The sequence below is a fragment of the Achromobacter insolitus genome, from assembly GCF_002209555.1.
GTDB lineage: Bacteria > Pseudomonadota > Gammaproteobacteria > Burkholderiales > Burkholderiaceae_B > Achromobacter > Achromobacter insolitus.
The window spans coordinates 1-24048 of the sequence record NZ_NJIF01000011.1; the positions used below are offsets into that span (position 1 = coordinate 1).

At 66.2% G+C, this 24048-nt stretch carries 20 protein-coding genes; 7 read left to right on the forward strand and 13 right to left on the reverse strand.

Annotated features, from left to right (window positions below):
• Nucleotides 1-565 precede the first annotated feature (565 nt).
• The 13 genes from CEY08_RS25210 to mpl all read right to left on the reverse strand — a co-directional run bounded on the left by CEY08_RS25210 (nucleotide 566) and on the right by mpl (nucleotide 17669).
• Nucleotides 566-1399, reverse strand: a complete 834-nt coding sequence (locus tag CEY08_RS25210; RefSeq protein WP_042796296.1) for a symmetrical bis(5'-nucleosyl)-tetraphosphatase — start codon at nucleotides 1397-1399, stop codon at nucleotides 566-568.
• Nucleotides 1396-2574 (reverse strand): LPS export ABC transporter permease LptG, encoded by a 1179-nt coding sequence (lptG, locus tag CEY08_RS25215; RefSeq protein WP_063639825.1) that lies wholly within the window; start codon nucleotides 2572-2574, stop codon nucleotides 1396-1398. Before lptG ends, CEY08_RS25210 begins: the two co-directional genes overlap by 4 nt.
• Nucleotides 2575-2654: 80 nt before the next feature.
• A complete protein-coding gene (gene mtgA, locus CEY08_RS25220; RefSeq protein ID WP_042796297.1) occupies nucleotides 2655-3377 on the reverse strand; it encodes a monofunctional biosynthetic peptidoglycan transglycosylase in 723 nt (240 codons plus the stop codon).
• A 5-nt stretch (nucleotides 3378-3382) separates the two neighbouring features.
• On the reverse strand, nucleotides 3383-4246 hold the full coding sequence (gene aroE, locus CEY08_RS25225) for a shikimate dehydrogenase (RefSeq protein ID WP_076816449.1): 864 nt from the start codon (nucleotides 4244-4246) through the stop codon (nucleotides 3383-3385).
• Nucleotides 4243-5142, reverse strand: coding sequence for a TonB family protein (locus CEY08_RS25230; protein ID WP_082900494.1), 900 nt, complete (start codon nucleotides 5140-5142; stop codon nucleotides 4243-4245). The genes aroE and CEY08_RS25230 overlap by 4 nt, the downstream gene beginning before the upstream one ends.
• Before the next feature lie 127 nt (nucleotides 5143-5269).
• Entirely contained in the window at nucleotides 5270-6358 is a 1089-nt protein-coding gene (locus CEY08_RS25235) for an ABC transporter ATP-binding protein (RefSeq protein WP_042796298.1), read from the reverse strand.
• Nucleotides 6351-8123, reverse strand: a complete 1773-nt coding sequence (locus CEY08_RS25240) for an ABC transporter permease (RefSeq protein ID WP_042796299.1) — start codon at nucleotides 8121-8123, stop codon at nucleotides 6351-6353. The genes CEY08_RS25235 and CEY08_RS25240 overlap by 8 nt, the downstream gene beginning before the upstream one ends.
• A gap of 149 nt (nucleotides 8124-8272) precedes the next feature.
• Nucleotides 8273-9370, reverse strand: coding sequence for an ABC transporter substrate-binding protein (locus CEY08_RS25245; protein ID WP_076816447.1), 1098 nt, complete (start codon nucleotides 9368-9370; stop codon nucleotides 8273-8275).
• Nucleotides 9371-9518: 148 nt separating this feature from the next.
• Nucleotides 9519-12005, reverse strand: a complete 2487-nt coding sequence (locus CEY08_RS25250; protein ID WP_076816445.1) for a sensor histidine kinase — start codon at nucleotides 12003-12005, stop codon at nucleotides 9519-9521.
• On the reverse strand, nucleotides 11992-12663 hold the full coding sequence (locus CEY08_RS25255) for a response regulator transcription factor (RefSeq protein ID WP_042796301.1): 672 nt from the start codon (nucleotides 12661-12663) through the stop codon (nucleotides 11992-11994). The genes CEY08_RS25250 and CEY08_RS25255 overlap by 14 nt, the downstream gene beginning before the upstream one ends.
• A gap of 1026 nt (nucleotides 12664-13689) precedes the next feature.
• Nucleotides 13690-15594, reverse strand: a complete 1905-nt coding sequence (locus CEY08_RS25260; RefSeq protein ID WP_063639814.1) for a ribonuclease catalytic domain-containing protein — start codon at nucleotides 15592-15594, stop codon at nucleotides 13690-13692.
• 73 nt (nucleotides 15595-15667) lie between these two features.
• Nucleotides 15668-16270, reverse strand: a complete 603-nt coding sequence (locus CEY08_RS25265) for a YqiA/YcfP family alpha/beta fold hydrolase (RefSeq protein ID WP_088607822.1) — start codon at nucleotides 16268-16270, stop codon at nucleotides 15668-15670.
• Nucleotides 16271-16298: 28 nt separating this feature from the next.
• The gene (gene mpl, locus CEY08_RS25270) at nucleotides 16299-17669 is read right to left on the reverse strand and encodes a UDP-N-acetylmuramate:L-alanyl-gamma-D-glutamyl-meso-diaminopimelate ligase (protein WP_063962505.1); all 1371 of its coding nucleotides are present in this window, start codon (nucleotides 17667-17669) and stop codon (nucleotides 16299-16301) included.
• 92 nt (nucleotides 17670-17761) lie between these two features.
• Here mpl and CEY08_RS25275 point away from each other — a divergent pair, with 92 nt between their 5' ends.
• The 7 genes from CEY08_RS25275 (at nucleotide 17762) to CEY08_RS25305 (ending at nucleotide 23990) form a co-directional block, all read left to right on the forward strand.
• Entirely contained in the window at nucleotides 17762-18295 is a 534-nt protein-coding gene (locus CEY08_RS25275) for a TlpA family protein disulfide reductase (protein ID WP_063639809.1), read from the forward strand.
• An 89-nt stretch (nucleotides 18296-18384) separates the two neighbouring features.
• Nucleotides 18385-18819: a type II 3-dehydroquinate dehydratase gene (aroQ, locus tag CEY08_RS25280; protein ID WP_076816442.1), complete on the forward strand. Its 435-nt coding sequence runs from the start codon at nucleotides 18385-18387 to the stop codon at nucleotides 18817-18819.
• An 87-nt stretch (nucleotides 18820-18906) separates the two neighbouring features.
• Nucleotides 18907-19368 (forward strand): acetyl-CoA carboxylase biotin carboxyl carrier protein, encoded by a 462-nt coding sequence (accB, locus tag CEY08_RS25285; protein WP_042796305.1) that lies wholly within the window; start codon nucleotides 18907-18909, stop codon nucleotides 19366-19368.
• A gap of 9 nt (nucleotides 19369-19377) precedes the next feature.
• Nucleotides 19378-20724 (forward strand): acetyl-CoA carboxylase biotin carboxylase subunit, encoded by a 1347-nt coding sequence (gene accC / locus CEY08_RS25290; RefSeq protein ID WP_042796306.1) that lies wholly within the window; start codon nucleotides 19378-19380, stop codon nucleotides 20722-20724.
• A gap of 102 nt (nucleotides 20725-20826) precedes the next feature.
• Nucleotides 20827-21756, forward strand: a complete 930-nt coding sequence (prmA, locus tag CEY08_RS25295; protein ID WP_042796307.1) for a 50S ribosomal protein L11 methyltransferase — start codon at nucleotides 20827-20829, stop codon at nucleotides 21754-21756.
• 23 nt (nucleotides 21757-21779) lie between these two features.
• Nucleotides 21780-23036 carry a DUF3426 domain-containing protein gene (locus CEY08_RS25300; RefSeq protein WP_076816440.1) on the forward strand — a complete coding sequence of 419 codons (1257 nt, stop codon included), beginning with the start codon at nucleotides 21780-21782 and terminating at the stop codon, nucleotides 23034-23036.
• A gap of 12 nt (nucleotides 23037-23048) precedes the next feature.
• Nucleotides 23049-23990 carry a carbohydrate kinase family protein gene (locus tag CEY08_RS25305; RefSeq protein WP_042797536.1) on the forward strand — a complete coding sequence of 314 codons (942 nt, stop codon included), beginning with the start codon at nucleotides 23049-23051 and terminating at the stop codon, nucleotides 23988-23990.
• Nucleotides 23991-24048 lie beyond the last annotated feature (58 nt).

Genomic DNA, 24048 nt, shown 5'->3' on the forward strand with positions numbered 1-24048 from the left:
GTGGTGACGCGTGGCGCGAGTGAGAACCGGGTCTGGGTTTTGTGAGGCGTGGTGTCGTGACGAAGGCCACGCGCCGGTCGGCCAGCAATCGTCACTCAACGCGGATGCCGGATGGGTGGCGCGCGTCCGGGTCTGCATGCGCAAGCGGCTGCCCGTCGCGCGCCACCCATCACCGCCCACCCCCCCAGAGCTGGGGACCAATAGCAATCCACTTGTCGCATTCGCGCAAGCGAACACAACCGAAATTCAAGAAACCGCGTATGCCATTCTCGGCCGCCCGCGCGGCCGAGAATGGCGGGCAACGCAAGACTCGTCCCTGATTACGGCTCCAGCAGCGCATCAGTCCAAGATTCAAGTAGCCCGTTGACGCGGGCGCCTGAGGGGTGGGCAACCTCGATGCGCCCGAGGGAATCGGAAGGAACCGCCGCAGGCGGTGACGACGATGACGACGGGGAAGTCCGGAGCGAAGGCTCCGGACCGCAATCGTGGGCGCCCCCCCCTCAGGCGCCCGCGCCAACGGGCGGCCTAAGAAGAACTCGCACCGAGCCCAGCAAAAAAACAGCCGTCACTCAGACAACGGGTCCTGGAACTGCGAACACTTCACCTGCACCAGCTTCCGATCCTGCAACCGCAGTGCCGTCAGCGATCCGCCCCATACGCACCCGGTATCCAGGCAGATCACGTCCGGCCGTTGCAGCAGTCCCAGCGTGGACCAATGTCCGAACACCGTGGTGACGTTCCGCGTGGCGCGATTGGGCACGTCGAACCAGGGCACCAGGCCGGCCGGCCACGCGCCCGGCGTCACCTTGGTGGCGAATTCCATATGGCCGTTCGGGGTGCACAGGCGGATACGTGTCAGCGCGTTGATGATGACCCGCATGCGCTTGCCGCCCTTGTGGTCTTCTTTCCACGTGGCGGGTTCGTTGCCGTACATCTTTTGCAGCGCCTTTTGCCAGTTCGGTCCGCGCAGCGCGTCCTGGACTTCGCCGGCCAGGGCCAGCGTCTTGGCGACGTCCCATTTGGCCAGCGTGCCGGCGTGGACCAGCAGATGGTTCTGTTCAAAGTGGGCCAGCGGGCGGAAGCGCAGCCAGTTGATCAGGTCGGCTGCGTCGGGTGCGCGCAGGATTTCCTCGAGCGTGTCCGACTTGGAGGGCTTGCGCACTCCTGCGGCGGTGGCCAGCAGGTGCAGGTCGTGGTTGCCCAGCACCGACGTCGCGCGGTCGCCCAGGTCGATGATGCGGCGCAGGGTTTCCAGCGACTGGGGGCCGCGGTTGACCAGGTCTCCGGCGAACCAGAAGCGCGACTGGGGGTCGCCGACCAGGTCCGGGTGGGACAGCAAGCGATCCAGCGGCGAGCAGCAGCCCTGCACGTCGCCGATCATCCAGATACTGCCGTTCATGCGGGACTTTTGCTCCAAGGCCAACGTTGTTGCACGATCCGCGTGATGGTGTGGCGGTATTCCATGTAGCCCATGGCGCCCAACGCCACGACCATGGCGCCGATATTCGGACCCAGGGCGGTCAGCCAGGCCGGCCATTTGCCCAGCATGCCCACGTTCAGGGCCAGTTGGTTCAGCATGAAGAAGCCCACGCCAAGCAGGATGCCGATGAAAACCTTGGCGCCCACGCCGCCGCGGCGCGTTTGCATCAAACCGATGGGAGCGGCAATGGTGATCATGACCAGCAAGGTGAACGGATATGCCAGTTTGCGCCACAAGGCGACGACCTGTCGACCATATTGCAGTTGGTTGTTGCGCAAATAATCCACATAGTCCAGCAGCGTAGCGATGGACATGCGTTCAGGGGTCAGCACGCGGGCCAACAGGCGTTCGGCGCTGAGGGTGGTGTCGATATTGCGCTCGGGCACCTTGACGACGGTCGCGGGGGGATTCTTCGGGGGGCGCGCGTTGGCCAGCGCCTCGGCGGCTTCGTCGTCCAGGCGCGTTTCGGTGACGTCCTTGAGCAGCAGGTCGCCGTGCGTGAAGAGACCCGTAGGGGCCGTGGACAGGACGGACAGCGTCTGGTCCTTCTTGAACTCGTAGAGGGTCACGGCGTTTACCTGGCCGTCACCCTTGAGTTCGCCGATGTTGATGATGCGGGTGCCGCCGTTGGCGGTGGGTTCCTTGAACCAGTAGCCGCTCTTCAGGCGGTCGCCGCCGGCCTTGCCTCGGAACAGCAGGTTGGCCTCGCCGGATTTCATCTCGGCCCAGGGCGTGACGTACTCGGACAGCAGGCCCGCGCCGATCATCAGCGGGATCGTGACGATCCAGAGCATGCGCAGCAATTTCATGCCGCTGACGCCGGACACGCGCAGGATGACCAGCTCGTTGCGCTGGGCCAACCCCGCCAGGGCCAGGATGGCGCCGATCAGCAGGCCGATGGGCAACAGGTCGTAGAGCCGGGTGGGGATGGCCAGCGCCTGCATGTAGAGCAGGGCCATCATGGAGAACTTGTCGCCCACGTTGTCCAGATCGTCCACCAGCGCGAAGAACGTGAAAAGGCCCAGCAGGGCCGTAAGGACCACTGCGCAAGAGCGATAGATCTCGCGGGCCAGGTAGCGACGTGCGGTACGCATGAAGAAAAGGAGGAGCGCCTAAACCCGAAAGCTTAACAAATCCCGCCGCTCAGGGTGGGGGCTGGGGGGCCTGATCCGTGTCAGGGAATTTCGACCATTTGCATCCGGCGCGTCAGGACGCCGACCCGGGAGTTCAGGTACCGGGTATTGCGGTGGGCGTCGTAGAAGCGTGGATTGGGGAGCATGGCCGCGAGGCGGGCTGACTGGCTGGCCCCCAGGTTGGCGGCCGAGGTGTTGAAATAGTGCTTGGCGGCTGCCTGGGCGCCGAACACGCCTTCGCCCCATTCCGCCACGTTCAGATACAGCTCCAGGATCCGCTCTTTGCTCATGACGTGTTCGATCATGTAGGTCAGGACGAGTTCCTGGCCCTTGCGGATGTAGCTGCGGGAACTGGACAGGAACAGGTTCTTGGCCAATTGCTGGGTGATGGTGGAGCCGCCGCGCATCTTGCTGCGGCCGGCTTCCTGTTGCTTCTGGTTGTATTCCCAGGCTTTGCGGATGGCGTCCCACTCGACGCCGTCGTGCTCGGTGAAGTTGGAGTCCTCGGACGCCACGACCGCGCGCTTGAGGTTACGGCTGATCTGTTCGTAGGGTACCCACTGGTACTTCAGCTCGAAATCCGGGTTGCCGTCGCGCAGGCGGGACAGTTCCTCGCGCATGATCGCGCTGCTGCCCGGGGGGCGGTAGTTGTACCAGACCACCTGGGCGAACAGCCAGAACTGGTAGAGCAGGACCAGGCACACCAGCGCCATCAGCGCGCCGCTGATGATCCGGAACCAGGAGCGGCCCTTGCGCGTCGCCATGCCGTCTATTGTCCGGCCTTGAGCGCCTCGCGCAGCGCTGCCAGCACGGGGGCGGGATCGGGCCGCACGCCATGCCAGATGTAGAAGCTCTCGGCCGCCTGACCCACCAGCATGCCCAAGCCGTCGGCGGTCAGGGCGGCGCCGTCGGCCTCGGCCTGTTTCATGAAGGCGGTGGGCTGGGCGCCGTACATCATGTCGTAAGCGGCCGCGCCGGGCGCATACAGGCCGGGGGGCAGGTCGGGGGCGGCGTCCTGCAGGCCGCTGGCGGTGGCATTGATGACCAGGTTCCAGCCGCCGGCAAGGGCGGCGTCCGCCAGGCTGCCGCCGGTGACCGCGGTCTGCGGCGATACCCCGCTGTCGCGCCAGGACGCGGCCAGCGCTTCCGCCTTGGCGGCCGTGCGGTTGACGATGTGGATGCGGGCGCAGCCGGCCTCGGCCAGGGGCTGAAGCACGCCGCGGGCGGCGCCGCCCGCGCCGACCAGCAGCACCGATGCGCCGGTGAGCCGCAGGCCCAGGCGCAGCAGATCGGACACCAGGCCCACGCCGTCCGTATTGCAGCCGTGCCAGGCGCCATCGCGCCAGGACAAGGTATTGACCGCGCCGGCCAGTCGGGCGCGGCTGGACAGGCGTCCGGCGGCCAGGGCATAGGCGTCCAGTTTGAAGGGCACCGTCACGTTCAGGCCCAGCCCGCCGTCGGCCACGAAGGCGGCGACCGCCTCGGCAAAGCCGTCGACCGGGGCCAGCAGCCTGTCATAGCGCAGCGGCTTGCCGGTCTGTTCGGCAAACATGGCGTGGATTTGAGGCGAGCGGCTGTGCGCAATGGGATTGCCGATGACGGCGTATCTGGCGAGAGGGGGCGCCTCGGTCATGGGGCTTGTGTTTCCAGGGTGTCGTTGACGAAATGCCAGGTGCGGGTGATGACCAGCACGTCCGTGTCGCGCGCGATGTCGGGCGGGAACGGCGGAAAGGGCGCGGCCAGTTGGACGATACGGCGGGCCGCCTGGTTCAGGACGGCGTGCGGCGAGGGCTGGTCGATCTCGACATTGGCGATGCTGCCGTCCGCGCGCACGGACACCGTGATGCGCAGCGAGCCATAGATACGGCCGCGCGCCTCGTCGGGGTAGTGCTGGGTGCCGACCGTCTCGATGCGGGTGCGCCAGGCGTCCAGGTAGGCGGCGTAGCGCGAGGCTTCGGCCGAGGGGGCCACGAACTGCTTGCGCGGTTCGGCGCTGTATTGCTGCACGCGCGCGGCCAGCGCGGCTATCTGGGCGCTCTGGATGATGCTGGCCTGGTCTTCGGCATCGCGGCCGAGGTCGGCGCCATCGGGCCACGGGTTGACGGCCTGGCGTTCGGCGCCGGCGCGGTCGGCGGCGCGCAGCTGGGTCATCAGGCGGGTCTGTTCGGCTTCCAATTGCACCTGGCGGCGGCGCATGGCCTCCAGAACGATGGTTTCGGCCGATTCTCCGGTGCGGGGAAGCGGCGTGGTGGACATGCCGCGCTCGGCGTTGCCCCCGCCGCTCATCTGGTTCTGGGCCTGCGCGCGCGGGGTTTCCGGGGGCGTTTCGCTGCGGGCATTGAGCAGCACGACTTCCAGGCTGGTCACCGGCGGACGCGAGAGCGCGGGCGCGCCGAAACGCCACGCCAGGGCGCCGGCGTGCACCAACAGCGATATCGCGATGCCGATGCGCAGGTAGTGCTGGGCGGGTGCGCCCAGCCACCGCAGGGAACGGCTCAGCGGGGAAGGGGAATCAGCAAGGCGTTGCACGCTGGCATTGTAGAGCGAGTCCACGCCGGCTGGGCGCCAGGGTTTGTTCCCACGGACAGGCTACGCCTCAAGCGGGGGGCTTGCGGTGCCCGGGCTTGTAACAACCCGGGCACCGCCGGCCGGTGCTTCAGGCCGCCGTGCGCGGGAAGACCCAGACCTTGCTGGCGGGCAGCGCCAGGCGGCAGGGGCCGGGCTCCCGGCCTTCGGGGCCATAGGCCCGCAAGGCCAGGGTGTGGGCCGGGTCGGCGTCGGGCGTGCGGAACAGGTATTCCCAGCGGTCGCCCAGGTACATGCTGGTTAAAAGCGGCATGTCCAGGTGGTTGCCGTCGGGGTCATCCGCCAGGCGCACCTGCTCTACCCGGATGACCGCCGTGGCGTCCTGGCCCTGGGCCACGTCCGGGCTGGCCTTGCCCCACAGCGACCAGCCGCGGCCCTCGATGCGGGCCCGGCCCTCGCGCACTTCAGTCACCTTGCCGTCCAGCCGGTTGTTGCTGCCCATGAACTCGGCTGTGAACAGCGTGGAGGGGGATCCGTACATTTCCTGCGGCGTTCCCTGCTGTTCGATCTTGCCGTTATTCAGCAGCAGGATGCGGTCTGAAATCGCCATGGCTTCGCTCTGGTCATGCGTCACCATCAGCGCCGACAGGCCCAGACGGATGATCAGCTCGCGCAGGAAGGCGCGGGCCTCTTCGCGCAGCTTGGCGTCCAGATTGGACAGCGGTTCGTCCAGCAGGATGACGGGCGGGCTGTACACCAGCGCCCGGCCGATGGCCACGCGCTGCTGTTGTCCGCCGGACAGGGCGTGCGGGTGGCGCTGGCCCAGCTTGCCCAGGCCCAGCTGGTCCAGCACGGCCTGCACGCGCTCGCGCACTTCGGCGCCAGACACCTTGCGCAGCTTGAGCGGGTAGGCCACGTTCTCGAACACCGTCTTGTGCGGCCACAGCGCATAGGACTGGAACACCAGGCCCAGGTTGCGCTCCTCGGCGGGGATTTCCTTTTTTGCGGCTCCGTCGTAGACGACGCGGTCGCCTATGGTGATGCGGCCGCGCTTGGGGCCTTCCAGGCCGGCCACTGCCCGCAACAGGGTGGTCTTGCCGCTGCCGGAGGGGCCCAGCAACGACACCACTTCGCCCTGACGCAGCTGCATCGACACGCCCTTGAGCACCGGGTTGTCGCCGTAGTCCAGGTGCAGGTCTTCTACAGAAAGCTCAATCATGAAGTTTGACTCCGAATCGCAGGGCGATGCCCAGGCCGATTACGACCAGAACGATATTGATGAAGGAAAGCGCGGCCACGATGTCGATGGCACCTGACGCCCACAGCGACACCAGCATGGAGCCGATGGTCTCGGTGCCGGGCGACAGCAGGTAGACGCCGGTGGAGTATTCGCGTTCGAAAATCAGGAACATCAGCAGCCAGGAGCCGATCAGGCCGTATTTGGCCAGGGGCACGGTGACATGCCGGGTGACCTGGCCGCGGCGCGCGCCGGCGCTGCGGGCGGCCTCTTCCAGTTCGGGGCCTACCTGCAGCAGGGTCGAGGAGATCAGCCGCAGGCCGTAGGCCATCCACACCACCGTGTAAGCCAACCACACGCTGAAGATGGTGCTGCGCATGGAACGCAGCCATTCGATGAAGTTCTCGCGCAGCCATTCCGCGAAGGGCAGGGCCGACAGCCAGCCGCCTTCGTCCAGGGCGTTGTCCAGCCACATCGGCACGAAAAGGAACACCCAAAGGAAGGCCAGGCCGGCCAGGAGGCCCGGCACCGCGCGCGGCACCAGCACGCTGTAGTCCATGAAGCGTGTGATGTTGTCGGGCTTGCGGTGCATGGCCAGGCCCACGAACATGTAGCAGACCACGGCCAGCGCGCCGCCGAACACGCCGATGGCCACCGAGTTGACGATGGCGCGCATCAGGTTGGGTTGGGCGAACACCGTGCGGAATGCGTCCAGCGACAGCACGTCCAGCAGCGACACGCCCATGCCCCAGTTGGAGACGAACGCGCGCAGCAGCACGCCCAGCAGCGGCACCACAATGGTCACCAGCAGCCAGAACGCCACCACCGCGCCGGCCACCCAGCGCCACTTGCCCAGCGGCAGGGCGCGGGCGCGCGAGGCCTTGCCCTTTACGGTGACGAAGCGGTTGGCGGTGCGCATCAGGCGGCGTTGCAGCATCACCAGCGGAATCGTCATACAGATCAGCACCACGGCCACGGCGGCCATCAGGTGGTAGGACGGGATGCCGAGCTTGTTGGTGAGCTTGTATAGATACGTGGCCAGCACCAGGTTGCCTTCGGGGTCGCCCAGCACCAGTACCAGGCCGAACACTTCCAGACCCAGGAAGAACAGCAGGACGGTGGCATACAGCATGGCCGGCCGTACCATCGGCAGGCTGACCGACACCATCACACGCAGCGGCGAGGCGCCGGCCACGCGGGCGGCCTCCTCGACGTCGGAACCCATGCTGCGCAGCGCCGACGAGATGTAAAGGTAGGCATGCGGCACGTGGGTCAGGCCGGCGATGATGACGATGCTGGTCAGCGAATAGACGTTCCAGGGCACGAAACCCAGCAGGTTCTGCGCCCAGGTCGAGAAGAACCCCACGGGGCCTGCCGCCACGACATAGCCGAACCCCAGCACCATGGGCGACACGAACACCGGCACCAGGATCAGCGGTTCGATCCAGCGGCGGCCGGGCAGGTCGGTGCGTATCATCAGGAAGGCCAGCATGCCCCCCAGCGGTATGGCGATGATGGCGAGGCCAAAGGCCAGGATGAAGCCGCTCTTGAGGGCTTTGTAGAAATCAGGGTCCGCGAAGATGAAGCGGAACGCGTCCAGGCTGAAAGTCTTGGACGGCGTGAAGAAGGGCGCGGAGAGAAAACTCTGGATGATGATGAACGACAGCGGCACATAGATGGCCAAGGCCGTGATCAGCACCACCACGCCGCGGGGCAGGGACTGCCATTTCGAGCGCAATGACTGCATGGGGAATCCTGTGTTCTTGAATGGCGCGACGGTCGCGCGGCCGGGCCGCAGGCGAGCGCTCCGGCTGCGCCAGGACGGACGGCGGGGCGCCGCCCTTTCCTACGCGCTTGGCGGCCCGGGGCAGCGGCGGCGCCCCGGGCTGCGCGGCATTACTTGCCCGCGGCGGCGCGCCAGTCCTTGATGAACTGCAGGCGCTTGTTCTGCTCCAGGTAGTCCAGCAGGGTTTCATTGACCGGAATCGGCTTGAGCGCTGCGCCCAGCTTCTTGGTCATGCCGTCCACGTCGTTGTCGCCCTCGATGTCATCGCGCACGGACGCCAGGTCAGCCTGATTGGCCAGGATCGTCTGGCCCTTCTGCGACAGCAGGTAGTCCATCCACAGCTTGGCGGCGTTGCGGTTCTTGGCTTTCTTGCTGATGAAGGCCACGCGCGACAGGACCAGCGCATAGTCGGTGGGATACGCCACGCCCAGCGACGGGTCGTTCTTGGCGCGCGTTTCGGCGTACGAACCCAGGATGTTGTAGCCGATCAGGTTTTCGCCGGAGGACACGCGTTCCATCATGGTGCCGGTGGACGACTGCACGATCAGGCCGCCAGCGCCGATTCCCTTGAGCGTCTCGAAGTACCTGGGATCGTTGGCCTTGTCCTGCACCGCCAGCATGAAGCCGACCGCCGATTTCTCGATGTCGTAGGTGGTGACCTTGTTCTTGAACTTGTCCGGTTGGCTGGCGATCAGCTTGGCCAGCGCGCCGTGCGTGGTGGGCACTTCGGCAGCCGGAATCAGGCGCTTGTTGTAGATGAACACGGCCGGCTCGTAGGTGGTGCCGTAGGCCGAATCCTTCCAGACCGCCCAGGCAGGCAGCTTGCTGACTTCCGGCGACTTGTATTGCAGGGCGTAGTCGGTGGCCAGTTTCAGGGCCGAGTCCATCGACGAGCTCCAGACGATGTCGCCGCTACCGCCGCCGGCCGCTTGTTCGCTGATGTAGCGGTTGTAGAGCTCGGTGCTGTTCATGTCGTTGTATTCGACCTTGATGCCCGGATACAGCTCCTCGAAGCCCTTGATGACGGGGCCTGCGGCCTTGGTGTCGGTGGTCGAGTAGATGACGACCTTGCCTTCCTTCTTGGCGCCGTCCAGGATCTTCTGGTAATCGGCCGGGTAGCCGGCCGGCACTTGCTGCGCAAGGGCGCTGCCGGCGGCAAGGGCGAATGCAGCGGCGCAGGCGGCCGCCAGTTGGGACTTGGCAAGCATGGGTGTGTCTCCGATTGGTATAGGCATGAGCAGGATCCGTGTCCAGCTTGCGGGCATCTTAGGAGCCCGCGTCTGTCGTCGTCCTGTCATGGCGGCAAGAGGGGCATAGGGGAAATCCCTTGCCGGCAGGCGCGTGCGCCCCGCGCCGTTACGGTCTTGCGGGGGTGTCCGTTACCAGTCGGATCCAGTTCTGCACAAAGCGCGAATGCCGGCGCTGGTCCAGGCCGACCAGCAGGGCGGGGCTCAGCACTACCGGCTGCACGATGCCCTGGGAACGCGCCAGCACCGCTTCGGAGGTCCAGCGGCCGGGCGTATCTTCCATGATGGAGCCCAACGCGGCATGGCTGGACGCCACTTGCTGCCCCGCCGGCGACAGCAGCCAGTCCACCAGCGCGCGCGCCAACTCCGGGCTGGGGGCCGTGCGCGCGATCAGCACCGAGCGCGCAAGCACCAGCACGTAGTCTTGCGGAAAGACCACCCCGATGGGCGCGCCAGCCGCCTGCCGCGACAGGGCGTAGGAGCCGAGGATGTTGTAGCCAATGTCGATCTGGTCGTTCTCGATCGCGTCCAGGATCTCGGCGCTGGTGGCGGACAGGCGCACACCTGCCTGGCCCATCGCGTTGGCCAGTCCCCAGAAGTTCGACGACACCAGCTCGTCCTGTTCCGCCAGCAGGTAGCCCACGCTGCTGGCCGCGATGTCATAGGTGCCGATGCGGCCGCGCAGCTTCGCCGAGTCGCGCTCCAGCAGACGCAGCAGGTCCTGCCGCGACCGCGGCACGGTGGCTTCGGTGTAGCGTTTGGGGTTGTAGACGATGACGGCCGGCTCGAAAGTGAAGCCGTAGACTTCATGGCGCCAGATGGCCCATGAGGGCAGCTTGGCGGCATAGGGCGACGAATAGCTCAGCGCATAGCCGTCGTTGGCCAGCCGGATCTGAAGGTCCGAAGCCGAACTCATCAGCACGTCCACGTCTTTCAGTTGCCCGCTCACTGCGGCTTCGTAGAGTTCGCGGCTGCCCATTTCGCGATACACGACGGTCACGTCCGGCCGCTGCGACTGGAAGCCCTGGATCAGCGGCGCGACCACCGGCGTGTCCGTGGGCCCGGCAATGGTCAGCACCCGCGACGTGGGTTGCGGCGCGGCGTAGCGGGTGACGATTTCGGGGATGTCGGCGGCGCGCGCCTCGGGGGAGGACGAGGCCAGCAGCAGGCCCATCATGCACAGCGCGCCCAGGCAGGCGGCAGCGGCGCGCCCCGGCGCGGAGCGCGCCAGCGGCAGGATCACGCGCGCCGTCAGCCCCCCGCCTGGCCGGTCCTGCAGCCAGAGCGACCCGCCATGGGCGGTGGCCACCGAGCGCACGATCGACAACCCCAGTCCGGACCCCGGCTGGGCTTCACCGGCGCGGCCGCGCGTGAAGCGCTGTTGCACGGCGTCTTTTTCGTCGTCGGCCACGCCCGGGCCGCGGTCGGACACAGTGAGCGCCACGCGGAACCCGGCCACTGGCGTCGCCTGGATGTCGACGGGGCCGTCCGGCGCGTAGCGCAGCGCGTTGTCCACCAGGTTGCGCAGCATTTCGCGCAAGGCGACGCGGTCGCCGGCGATGCGGGCGCGGCGTACTTCTGGCGCGATCTCGATGCGCAGGCGCTGCGCCTCCAGCGGTCCGATGCGGCGCCGCGTTTCGTTGACGGTCTCGGCCACGCCCACCAATGTGCGCGAGCCTTGTCCCAGGCGATGGGTGATGGTCGCGTCCATGAGCAGCTGGTTGATCAGCTGGCTCGCATGCATGGCGTTCAGATGGATGCGTTCCAGGCGGGCATGCAGTCGCTGCGGATCGGTCTCGTCCAGGGCAACCTCGGCCTGCGCGCGCAGCGAGGCCAGCGGCGTTCGGACCTGGTGCGCGGCATCCGCCACCAACGTATTGAGCGTGCCCATGACGCCGGACAGGCGCTGCATGAATGCGTTCAGTGCTTCGACCAGCCGCCGGACTTCGCGCGGGACGGGCGTTACCAACGGCGCCAGATCGTCTGGCGCGCGGCCGCGCAACTCTCGTTCCACCACGCTTAGCGGCGCGAAGGCGCGCTGCACGCCGAACCAGAGCAGGCCCAGCGCCACCAGGGACACCACGACCAGCGGCAGCGCGGTGCGTCCCAGGATCTCGTCGGCCAGGGCTTCGCGAGAGCCCAGAGTTTCAGCCACGCGCACGGTGACCCAGCCCGCATGCTGGCTGGCGGACACCAGCCGGCCCACGGTCGCGACGCGCACGGGCTCATCGTGATAGCGCAGGTAGGTGAACACAGGAGTGGCCGATTGCGCCAGCGGCAGGCCGGGCGCCAGGTCTTCGTAGCCGGTAATGAGGCGGCCGTTGGAGGCGCGGGCTTCGTAGAACACGCGTTCGCCGCCAGACAGCATGGCCAGCGAGGACACCGGCGGTTCGACGGTGACGTTGTTGTCTTCGATCTGCACGGAACCGGCGATGGTCAGCGCCGAGGCCGCCAACAGCCGGTCAAAGGCCTGCTCCGCGGCACGCTGGGCGTAGCCGCGCAGGAAGAACACCAGCCCGATCAATGCGCAGGCCAGCAGCAGCACGCCCAATGCGAAGACGCGGCGGCGGATGGAGAAGTTTTCAGGGCTGTTCATGGCTTCGGGCCTGATAGCCCACGCCGCGCACCGTGACGATATCGATCGACGCGCCGGCGAGCTTTTTGCGCAGCCGCGATATCAGCAACTCCAGCGCGTTCAGGGTGCCGTCGTCCAGGTCGAAGAGCTGGTTCATCAGCCGTTCCTTGGCGACGGTCTGGCCCAGTTTGCCCAGCAGGATCTCCAACAGGCGGAATTCGCGCCGCCCCAGCTCCAGGGGCGCGCCGGCCACGCTGACGTCGCGGTTGGCGAGGTCCAGGCTGAGGTTGCCGTAGACGGTGACGCTACTGGTCTGGCCGGCGGGGCGGCGCATCAGGGCGCGCAGCCGGGCCTCGAGTTCCCGCAGGTCGAAGGGCTTGACGAGATAGTCGTCGGCGCCCAGGTCCAGCATGTCGATCTTGTCTTCGATTTCCGAGCGGGCGGTCATGACCAGGACGGGGGCTTCCAGTCCGGCGGCGCGCAATTCGCGGATGACGGTAAAGCCGTCCTTGCCGGGCAGGTTGATGTCCAGGACCAGGGCGTCCCAAGTTTCGTCCAGCCCCCAGCGTAACGCCGCCACGCCATCGCGCACCCATTGCACGCTGTGGCCGGCCGTACGCAGCTTGCTTTCCACGGCATCGCCGAGATCGAGATTGTCCTCGACCAGCAAAATGCGCATGTGTTGTCTCCGTGTCTTTTGTGGCTTTCGGGGGAGTTTATAGGGGTGTGAGGGTTCTGTGGGTCTTGAGGCTTGCGGGTTGGTGCCGGGGTGCTGGTTCTTTAGGCGCCTGTCGCGTCGGGGGCTCGCGAGGCGCGGGGCAACGATTGCGGTCCGTAGCCTTCGCTCCGGACTGCCCCGTCGTCATCGTCGTCCAGGCCTTCGGCCTTTCCTTCCGATTCCCTCGGGCTTATCGACGCCCCGCGCCTCGCGAGCCCCCGACGCGACAGGCTCGGCTGGTTGAAACTTCACGGGCGCTGGGGCGGGTGGTGTGCTTGGCGTTCTGGCCACGGACGAGTGGGGTTGGCGTGTCTTGCGGGGCCCGCCCCAGGCCGGCCGCGCGGGCGGCCTTTTGGGGCTTACGTGGTGTCTTGCGTCACGTGATGGCGCTGCGCGCTGGTGGTGGAGGCGTTCTCTTTGTGACGCATATGGCAAGCGAGAACCGGGTCTGGGTATGGTGTTGTGTTGGGGAGATGGCCAAGCACGCGGTCGGCCAGTAAACGTCACTTCAACGCGAATGCCGGATGGGTGGCGCGCGTCCGGATCCGCATGCGCAAGCGGCTGTCCGTCGCGCGCCACCCATCACCGCCCATCCCCCAAGAGCTGGGGACCAATAGCAAATCATTCGTCGCATTCGCGCAAGCGAACACAATTGAAATTCAGAAAATCACGTATGTCATTTACGGCCGCCCGCGCGGCCGTAAATGACGGGCAGCACAAGAGTCGTCCCTGCCCACGGCTCTAGCAGCGCATCAATCCAAGACTCAAGTAGCCCTTCGGCGCGGGCGCGTGGGGGTGAGCAACCTCGATGCGCCCGAGGGAATCTGAAGGGAAGGCCGAAGGCCTGGACGAAGATGACGAGGGGGTAGTCCGGAGCGAAGGCTCCGGACCGCAATCGTGGGCGCTCGCCTCCCACGCGCCCGCGCCGAAGGGAGGCCTACGAAGATCTCGCAACGCACCGCCCAAAGACACCAGACCAGAAGAAACCTACTCCTGCCCACCCACAGCAGGACTAATCTCCCCGATATACCGGCAATCCAGCTCCAGAGACAACTCATCCATCCCCAGAATATCAATCTCCACCGCAGTCCCGCGCTCCAGCTCCGGCATCCCGCCCACGCGCGTCACCAGCGGGGCGTTCGCGAAGCGCACGAGGTCCTCGCGCAGCACGTGCGCCACCGTCCGGGTCACGTTGTGCTGCTTGAGCCAGCGCAGGCACCAGTAGCGTTCCATCGCGCTCTGGAACTCCGCCCAGGCTGCGTACTGCGCGTCGAAAGCGCCGATGATGGCGAACAGGTCTGCGTCACGCGGCTTGAACGGGGCGACCAGGCGGGCCGATACGCCATGTTCGACGGCGGCGATCAGTTGCCACTGGTTCACCAGGTCCACGTAGCGGCGCAGCGGCGAGGTGCTCCAGGCGTATTGCGGCACGCCGATGGCTTCGTGCGGCAGGGCCTGGGTGCTCATGCGCACCCGGCCCGCCTGTTGCGATCGGTAGATGCCCGGCACGCCGTGCTGATGCAGCAGCCCGCCCCAGAGATTGTTCGCCAGGATCATGTACTCGGCCACCATACGGTCCAGCGGCGCGTTGCGCTGGCGCGGCACCAGGCGCACCGGCGTGTCCGGATCATTCGGGTCGCCGTCCAGGTAGAAGCTGTACTCCACCCGAGAGTTGTTCTCGGGCTTGCCGCGCACGTTCTCGCGCTGGGCCGACAGGGCTTGCGCCAGCTTCCAGAGCGGGCGCAGCCAATGGCCGTAGGGCAGGTCGGCCGATGGATCGGACAGACTGGCCTCAGTGATCTGGGCGTCCAGCATGTTGTGGCGCAGGTTCTCGCGCACCACCACGCGTTCCAGGCGGGTTTCCGATTCAATGATCTCCCCGGTTTCCGGGTCGGCCACGACGTACAGGGACAGCGCCGGCACTTCGCGCCCGGCGTCCAGAGAGAACGCCTGAATGACGTTGTCTGGCTGCATCGGGATCTTGTCGCCCGGCATGTAGACGGTGGACAGGCGGGCGCGCGCCAGCTTGTCGAACTCGCTGTCGCGGGTCACGGTGATGCCCGGCGCCGCCACGTGCACGCCGACGCGCAGGCGGCCGTCGGGCAAGGTGGAAACGGACAGGGCGTCGTCGATTTCAGTGGTCGTGACATCGTCCACCGAATAGATCTCGGCGTCGGCCAGGGGCAAGTCACGGTCGATCGGGGGCAGTTCCAGATCGGGGAATGCCAGCCCGCGCGGGAAGTTCACCGCCAGGAAGCGGCGCTTGTGCAGCGCCAGCGCATGCGGCCAGGCGCCCAGTTCCAGCAGCAGGCGATCGGGGCTCTTGCCCAGTTTGGCGCAGGCGGCGTCCAGCGCCTTCCATTGCTGAGAATTCTTGTCGGGACGGATCAGCAGCGACTCCGCGGCCTGGGCAATGGGTTCGGGCAGGCGCCCGGCGGCCATTTCGTCCACCCATTCCTGCTGCTGCTCAGCCTGGCGCTGCTTCTTTTCCAGCGCCGCCAGCGCGGCCGCCAAGATGTCGGGCGGCGCGGGACGGTAACGGCCCTTGCCGCGGCGGTGGAAGTAGGCGGGCGCGCCGTGCAGGCGCATCAGGAGCGCCGCCTGCTCCACGGGCGTGGGCGCGTGGCCGAAGTAATCGGCGGCCAGGGCGGGGGAATCGAATTCTTCCTGCGGCGCGCACTCCCAAAGGAATTGCAGGTCCAGGGTCTCGGCGGTCGCGGCCGCCTGGCTCATCAGCGCGGCCGGTTCCGGCGCGGCAAAGGTGAACAAGGTGTTGGCGCGCTTGATCTTGCTGCGCTTGCCGGATTCCGATTCCACCTGCAGGCTGGCATCGGTCTCGGACAGGATATTGCCGGCCTTGAAGCTGCCGTCGTCTTCGTAAAACACATACATGGTGGGGATCGTCCTGGGCGGCGCGCACGCGCCGTCTTGCGCAGCTATATAGAGTGTTGATGTCTGATACTGATTATTGGGGGCGAACCTGCTTGTCGCCAAGGGCGAATTCAAGCACTTCGGGCATCCATTCCGCAAAGTCGGATAAACCGTGGTCGCTGCCTTGCACGATGTGCTGGCGGCAGCCCGCAAAGCGGTCGCGCATCTCGCGCCAATCCAGGACCTCGTCGCCGGTGGCCGCCACCAGGAAGTACCGGTCGGGTTGGGTGATGCGAGGGGCATGGATGGCGGCCAGTTCGTCCACGTACTCGGGCAGGAAGACGAATGGCGCGTCGGAATGATACATGCGGTGCTCGCCGACCTGGGTGGCGAGATCCCGGGCGGCCTCGACCGCGGGATTCAGCAGCACGGCCTTGCAGCCCAGCTGTTCGGCCAGCCACGTAGCGTAGAAACCGCCCAGCGAAGAGCCGATCACGGTCAGCACCCGGGGGGAGTCCGCTCCGTCGAGTTGGCGTCTGGCGATGCCCATCGCCAGGTCGATGGCCTCGCGCGGGCTGGCGGGCAGTTGCGGGCAGGCCCAGGCCGCCGACAGGCCGCGCGCGGCCATGGCGTCCGCCATCATCCTGGCCTTGAACGAGGTCGGCGAGGAACGGAAACCGTGCAGATAGAGGATCATTGCTCGCCTTTGCGGTGTATTCCGGGAATCAGCCGCGTGCCTGCAGGGCGTCCAGCAGCTTGCCGTGCACGCCGCCAAAGCCGCCATTGCTCATCACCAGCACCTGATCGCCCGGGCGGGCGGCGCCGGCCACGGCCGCGACCAGCGTGCCAATGTCATCGTAGCTGGAAGCCCGGTCGCCCAGGGGCGCCAGCACCTCGGCCGGATTCCAGCCCAGGGCGTGTTTGCCCGAATGGGCGCCGAAGCAGAACACCAGATCCGCATCGGCCAGGGCTTCGGGCAGGCGGGCCGCCATGGTGCCCAGCTTCATGGTGTTGGAACGCGGTTCCAGCACGGCCAAAATGCGGGCCGGACCGACCTGGCGGCGCAGGCCTTCCAGCGTGGTGGCGATGGCGGTGGGGTGGTGCGCGAAATCGTCGTAGACCTTGATGCCGTTGACCGTGCCGCGCAATTCCATGCGGCGTTTCACGCCCGCGAAACGGCTCAGGGCTTCGATGCCTTGCGCGGCCGGCACGCCCACGTGTTCGGCGGCTGCCAGCGCCGCCAGTGCGTTCATGCGGTTGTGCTCGCCCGTCAGGTTCCAGCGCACGGTCCCGGCGGTCACGCCGCCGCGCAGCACGCTGAAGGCGCCCTCGGCATCGGGCGCGGTCGCCTGCCAGGCGCCATCGGCGCCGAACGTGACGGTTTCAGACCAGCAACCGCGGGCGATCACGCGGTCCAGCGCGGCGCAGCGCGCCGGCCGAACGATGCGGCCCGAACCGGGGATGGTGCGCACCAGGTGATGGAACTGGGTTTCGATCGCGGCGAGATCGGGGAAGATGTCCGCGTGATCGTACTCAAGATTGTTCAGGATGGCCGTGCGCGGACGGTAATGGACGAACTTCGAGCGCTTGTCGAAGAAGGCTGTGTCGTACTCATCCGCTTCGATGACGAAGGGGCGGCGCGACGGATCATAGCGGGCCGACACGTGCAAATCCTGCGCCACGCCGCCGATGAGGAAGTTGGGCGCCATGCCCGTGGCCTCCAGCACCCAGGCCAGCATCGAGCTGGTGGTGGTCTTGCCGTGGGTGCCCGCCACGGCAAGAACGTGCTGGCCGGGCAGGATATTGTCGCCCAGCCATTGCGGCCCCGAGACGTAGCGCGCGCCCGAATCCAGGATGGCCTCCATCAGCGGATTGCCGCGGCTGACCACGTTGCCGATCACGTACAGATCGGGCTTGAGCGCCAATTGTTCGGCGCCGAAGCCTTCGATCAACTCGATTCCCTGTTCGGACAGTTGCGTGCTCATGGGCGGATACACGCCCGCGTCGCAACCAGTGACCTTGTGGCCGGCGGCGCGCGCGATCAGCGCCAAGCCGCCCATGAACGTACCGCAGATGCCAAGAATATGCAGGTGCATTGAAAACTCTCCTGTCCTGCATTGTATATATAGAGGCGGCGCGAGCCGCGGCCGGCTCGGCGTAAAACGGCCGCAGCGGTTATGATCGCGCCATGAATCGACGCCTACTTCTTTCCGCTGGCGTGGCCATTGCCGCCACGGTCGCGGGCGGCTACACCCTGATGGGCCGCAAGACCTCCGCGCCCTCGGCCCCCGCCGATGCCGGCGATCCCGTCGCCGGGCTGATGCAGATGCAACTTCCCGACCTGAATGGGGCATCCCAGTCGCTGTCCGGCTGGAAAGGCCAGCCCATCGTGGTCAATTTCTGGGCAACCTGGTGCGCGCCGTGCGTGCGCGAAATGCCGGAACTCGATGCCCTGCAGAAAAAATATCCGCATGTACGATTTGTCGGGATTGGTGTCGATTCCGCCGCGAACATGCAAAAATTCGTCGAGAAAGTACAGGTTTCCTATCCGCTCTGGGTAATTGGCGCAGGTGCCATCGATACGCTGCGCAAGCTGGGAAATCCCAGCGGGGGTCTGCCTTTTACTATTGTTTTCAACGCAGATGGCGGAATTAACCGGAAGATACTGGGTGAAATTCAGCCCGATGATCTGGATCGCACCTTATCTGGTTTAAAGGCGTAAGTCTGTTGGACAAATAGTAGGAATTGGCGTAAAAAGCTGGTTTATCGGCTGTTTTGCCAACAATTGGCAAACCACTCATTGGCAAGCGCATGGCGCAAAACATACTGGTATTGCATGGCCCGAACCTGAACCTGCTCGGCACCCGAGAACCTCATATCTACGGCAGCCTCACGCTGCAACAGATCAATGAGAACCTTGAGTTGCTTGCAGGCGAAATGGGCGTCACGCTGACAGCGTGGCAAAGCAATCACGAAGGCGCGCTGGTTGACCGCATTCAGGCGGCCCGGCAAGACGGCACGGACTTCATCATCATCAACGCGGCGGCATATACGCACACCAGCGTCGCAATTCGCGATGCGCTGGCCGGGGTCGCGATCCCATTTATTGAAGTACATTTGTCCAATCTGTATAAGCGAGAGCCCTTCAGGCATCACTCTTATCTGTCCGACTTGGCGGTAGGCCTCATCAGCGGCCTGGGCGCGGATGGCTACGAGGCGGCTCTGCGTTACGCAGTGCGGCACTGATCTCGCACCAAACCACAGCATTTACATCTTATATGGCGCGGACCCGACGCTGGGACGTCGCCGACACTATCTCGGGAAGCAGCTTCTATGGACCTCCGAAAACTCAAAACCCTGATCGACCTGGTGGCTGAATCGGGCATCGCCGAGCTGGAAATCACCGAAGGCGAAGGCAAGGTGAGGATCGTCAAGTTCTCGCAGACCTTGCAGCCGGTTGCCTATCACCACCCCGAAGCTGGCGTGCCCGCCGCGCCCGTGGCCCAGGCTGCCGCGCCGGCCGCGCCCGCCGCCGCCGCGGAAGCCGCGCCGGTGATCCAGGGCCACGTCGTGAAGGCCCCCATGGTCGGCACGTTCTACCGCGCTCCGAACCCGGGCGCTGCTCCGTTCATCGACGTAGGCGCCACCGTCAAGGAAGGCGACCCGCTGTGCATCATTGAAGCCATGAAGCTGCTCAATGAGATCGAAGCCGACAAGTCCGGCGTCATCAAAGAAATCCTGGTCGAAAACGGCGAGCCCGTCGAGTACGGTCAACCCCTGTTCGTCATTGGCTGATAGCTGAAAATGTTCGAAAAAATCCTGATCGCCAATCGGGGCGAAATCGCCCTGCGCATTCAGCGCGCTTGCCGCGAGCTGGGCATCAAGACTGTGGTCGTGCACTCCGAGGCCGACCGCGAAGCCAAGTACGTGCGCCTGGCCGATGAATCGGTGTGCATCGGGCCCGCGCCGTCGCGTGAAAGCTACCTGAACATGCCGGCCATCATTTCGGCGGCCGAAGTCACGGATTCCGAGGCAATTCACCCGGGTTACGGGTTCTTGTCCGAAAATGCCGACTTCGCCGATCGCGTCGAAAAGAGTGGCTTCGTCTTCATCGGCCCGCGTCCCGACACCATTCGCCTGATGGGCGACAAGGTCAGCGCCAAGCGCGCCATGATCGAAGCCGGCGTGCCGGTGGTGCCCGGTTCGGAAGGCGCGTTGCCCGACGATCCGCAGGAAATCCTTCGTATTGCGCGCGAAGTCGGCTATCCGGTCATCATCAAGGCGGCAGGCGGCGGCGGTGGCCGCGGCATGCGCGTGGTGTACACCGAGGCCGCGCTGCTGAACGCCGTCACGATGACGCGTTCGGAGGCAGGCGCCGCATTCAACAACCCCGAAGTCTATATGGAGAAGTTCCTGGAAAATCCACGCCACGTGGAAATCCAGGTGCTCGCCGACGGCGGCCGCAATGCGGTCTGGCTGGGCGAGCGCGACTGCTCCATGCAGCGTCGCCACCAGAAGGTCATCGAGGAAGCGCCGGCCCCCGGCATCGCGCGCCGCCTGATCGAGCGCATCGGCGACCGTTGCGCCGACGCCTGCCGCAAGATGGGCTACCGCGGCGCGGGCACGTTCGAGTTCCTGTATGAAAACGGCGAGTTCTATTTCATTGAAATGAACACCCGCATCCAGGTCGAGCACCCCGTCACCGAGCTGATCACCGGCGTCGACCTGGTCCAGCAGCAGATCCTGATCGCCGCCGGCGAGAAGTTCACGCTGCGCCAGCGCGACATCACGTTCAAGGGCCACGCGATCGAATGCCGCATCAACGCGGAAGATCCTTTCCGCTTCGTGCCCAGCCCTGGCCGGATCACCAACTGGCATACGCCGGGCGGTCCGGGCGTGCGCATCGATTCGCATGCGTTCAACGGTTATTTCGTGCCGCCGAACTACGATTCGATGATCGCCAAGGTCATTACCTACGGTGACACGCGCGACCAGGCGCTGGCCCGCATGCGCACCGCGCTGTCGGAAATGGTGGTGGAAGGCATTTCCACCAACATCCCGCTGCACCGCGAAATGCTGCAGGACGCCCGCTTCATCGAAGGCGGCACCAGCATCCACTACCTGGAACACAAGTTGGCTCAGCGTCCCTGACCCGCGATCCGGGGCGTTAGCTCCGGACCGTTCCTGTTTTGTATTACGGTCGATCGGGCCGCGGCGCAAGCCGCGGCCCGTTGGCCAGATGGAAGAATCATCATGCGTGAACTCGTGCTCCATTGCCTGGAGGCGCAAGCCGAAGCCCTCTCGGACGCCCTGCTGGAAGCGGGCGTGCTGTCGGTATCGGTTGAAGACGCCGACCTGGGCACCGACGACGAACGCCCCTTGTTCGGCGAACCGGGCACCGAGCCCGACGTGCAGGCCTGGGACCGGAACCGCGTCGTTGCCTTGTTGCCCGACGGAGCCGATCCCGCGCAGATCATGGAAGAAGCCGGCGCCGCGGGCGAACTGGATCCTGCAGTGTTCGAGGGCTGGAGCCTGCGCGACGTGCCGGACGCCGACTGGGTGCGGCTGACGCAATCGCAGTTCGGTCCCATCCATATCGCCGAGCGCCTGTGGATCGTGCCCAGCTGGCACCGCGATAATCCCGACGTCCCGGCGTTCGAGCCGGAAGCCGCCACCCAGGAAGGCGCCATCCATATCGAGCTGGATCCCGGCCTGGCGTTCGGCACGGGCAGCCATCCCACAACGCATCTGTGCCTGGCCTGGCTGGAAGCCGAGTTGCCGGCCGGCGCCACGTTGCTGGACTACGGCTGCGGCTCGGGCATTCTGGCCATTGCCGCGCGCAAGCTGGGCGCGGGCCCGACGCAGGCGGTGGATATCGACGCCCAGGCGGTGCAGAGCACGGTCTTCAATGCCGAGGTCAACCACGTCGAACTCCAGGCCATGCTGCCCGATGCGCTGGCGGAAGGCACCTTTGAAGTGGTCGTGGCCAACATCCTGTCCAATCCCCTGAAAGTGCTGGCGCCCATGCTGGCCGGACGCGTCGCCGCAGGCGGCCATCTGGTGCTGTCCGGCGTGCTGGAACGGCAGGCTGAAGAAGTGGCGGCTGCGTATGCGCCCTGGATCGCCATGTCGGTCTGGCGCGCGCGTGACGGCTGGGTGTGCCTGCACGGCCAGAAGGCCTGAGCGCGGCCGCAGCAGATCGCGCCATGGCCTTGACCACCCGTTGCCCGCAGTGCGGCACCACCTTCAAGGTGGTGCCTGATCAATTGCGGGTCCGTAATGGCCTGGTGCGTTGCGGGGCCTGCTCGACCGTGTTCGACGGACGCGCCTGCCTGGTCCCGGCCGCGGGCGCGGCGCCGCAGTCCGCGCCGCCTGCCGCGCCTGTGTCGCCGGCCGCCAGCCATGCGGCGCCGGTGCTGGCCACGCCTGCCGTACCAGCCGCGCCGCAGGTTCCTCCCTGGGAAGACGAGCCGGAACCGCCGCTCGCGCCCGCGAGGCCTCCTGTTGCCGCCTCGGCTCCTCCAGCCGTGCTGCGCGGCCGCGACGACATCCGCCGACGCGTCGAACCTGTCCAGGCCGAGCAGGCGGAAGACCTCGACGAGGCCGACGGCCAGGCCGATGACGATCTTGCGGATGCCGAGGAGCCGCCGCGCTGGACGGCGCCTGCCGCGGCCAGGCCTGCGCACTACGCCGAGCAGGCTGCGCGCGGTACCCATGCGGAGCCGTCCTTCACCATTGGCCGTGCGCGCCCCGATGTGCGCGATGAAGCTCGCGACGACGAATACGACAACGAGTACGCCGACGAACACCGCGACGACGACCGTGACGACTACCACGACGAATATGCTGGCGACCGCGAAGCCCCCGGCGAGCCGGTGCTGGGCGATACACGCACTCGCTATTCCAGCGCGACCGATGTGGGCCGGGCGCCACCCGAGTTCCTCGATCAGGACCGCCAGGAACGGCGCGGCCTGTTGCGCAAGCTGTGGGGCTATGCCTGCCTGGTTGGCCTGATCGCGCTGGGCCTGCAGCTGGTGTATGCCTACCGCACGGACATCGCCAATTCCGTGCCCGCCCTGCGGCCCGTGCTGGAAACCGTGTGCCAGCCGCTGGGCTGCACCGTGGGGTACGCGCGCCGCCTGGAGCGCATCGCGATCGCATCGTCGTCGCTGCAGCCGCCGACCGGCGCCGCGGCGATCGACGACGGGCGCAGCCGCCTGGTCCTGACACTGGTCCTGCGCAACCGCTACGACAAGCCGCAGCACTGGCCTGCGCTGGTGCTGGACCTGACCGATCTGTCGGACACGGTCGTGGTGCGCCGCGTGCTCAAGCCCGAGGACTATCTCACACCGGAACAGTTGCGCGGTCCTTTCGCGCCCGCCGGCGAACTCAAGATTTCAGTACCCATTGAAGTGACCGGCGTCCAGGTCAATGGCTACCAACTCGATAAATTCTTTCCTTAAGGGATGACTAGCATGGCAACCCCAGTTCTGGTTTGCGGTTCGATGGCGTTCGACACCATCGCGGTGTTCGAAGGACGTTTCAAGGAGCACATTCTTGCCGACCGCATCCAGTCGCTGAGCGTGTCGTTCCTGGTGCCCAGCATGCGCAAGGAGTATGGCGGCTGCTCGGGCAATATTGCCTACAACATGAACCTGCTGGGCGGCAAACCCGTGCCGGTGGCGACCGTGGGCGAGGACGCCGGCGAATACATGGAGCGCATGGCGGGGCTGGGCATCGACGTCAGCCGCGTCAAAGTCATTCCGGGCACGTTTACCGCGCAGTGCTTCATTACGACCGATCTGGACGACAACCAGATCACGGCTTTCCACCCGGGCGCCATGTCGCACGCGGCGCAAAACGATCTGAGCGACGCCGACGCGGCCTGGGCCATTGTTGCGCCCGACGCCAAGGAGGGTATGTTTGCCCACGCCGAGCGCCTGCACAAGCGCGGCATCCCCTTCATCTTCGATCTGGGCCAGGCCATGCCGCTGTTCGACGGGGCGGACCTGGAACGCATGCTCGAGCTGGCGCAGGCGTTGACCGTAAACGACTACGAGGCTGGCGTGGTGGAACAGCGCACGGGCCGCAGCATGGCGGATATCGCCCGTACCCTGCAGGCCGTGGTGGTGACGCGGGGCGCGGAAGGCGCGACGCTGCTGACCGGCGGCAAGACCATCCAGATCGAGCCGGTGCGCGCGGCGCAGGTGGTGGACCCGACGGGCTGCGGCGATGCGCAGCGCGGCGGCCTGCTCTACGGCTTGACCAGCGGCTGGAATTGGGAAGACAGCTGCCGTCTGGGCAACGTCATGGGCGCCATCAAGATCGCTTCGCGCGGACCGCAGAACCATGCGCCCTCGCGTGCCGAGATCGACGCCGTGCTGCACGCGACCTACGGCATCCATCTGCCCGCATAAGCGGCGCTGGGAACCCGGCCGCTGCGTCGCGGTCGAACGGTTGAAAGATTTTGAAGGC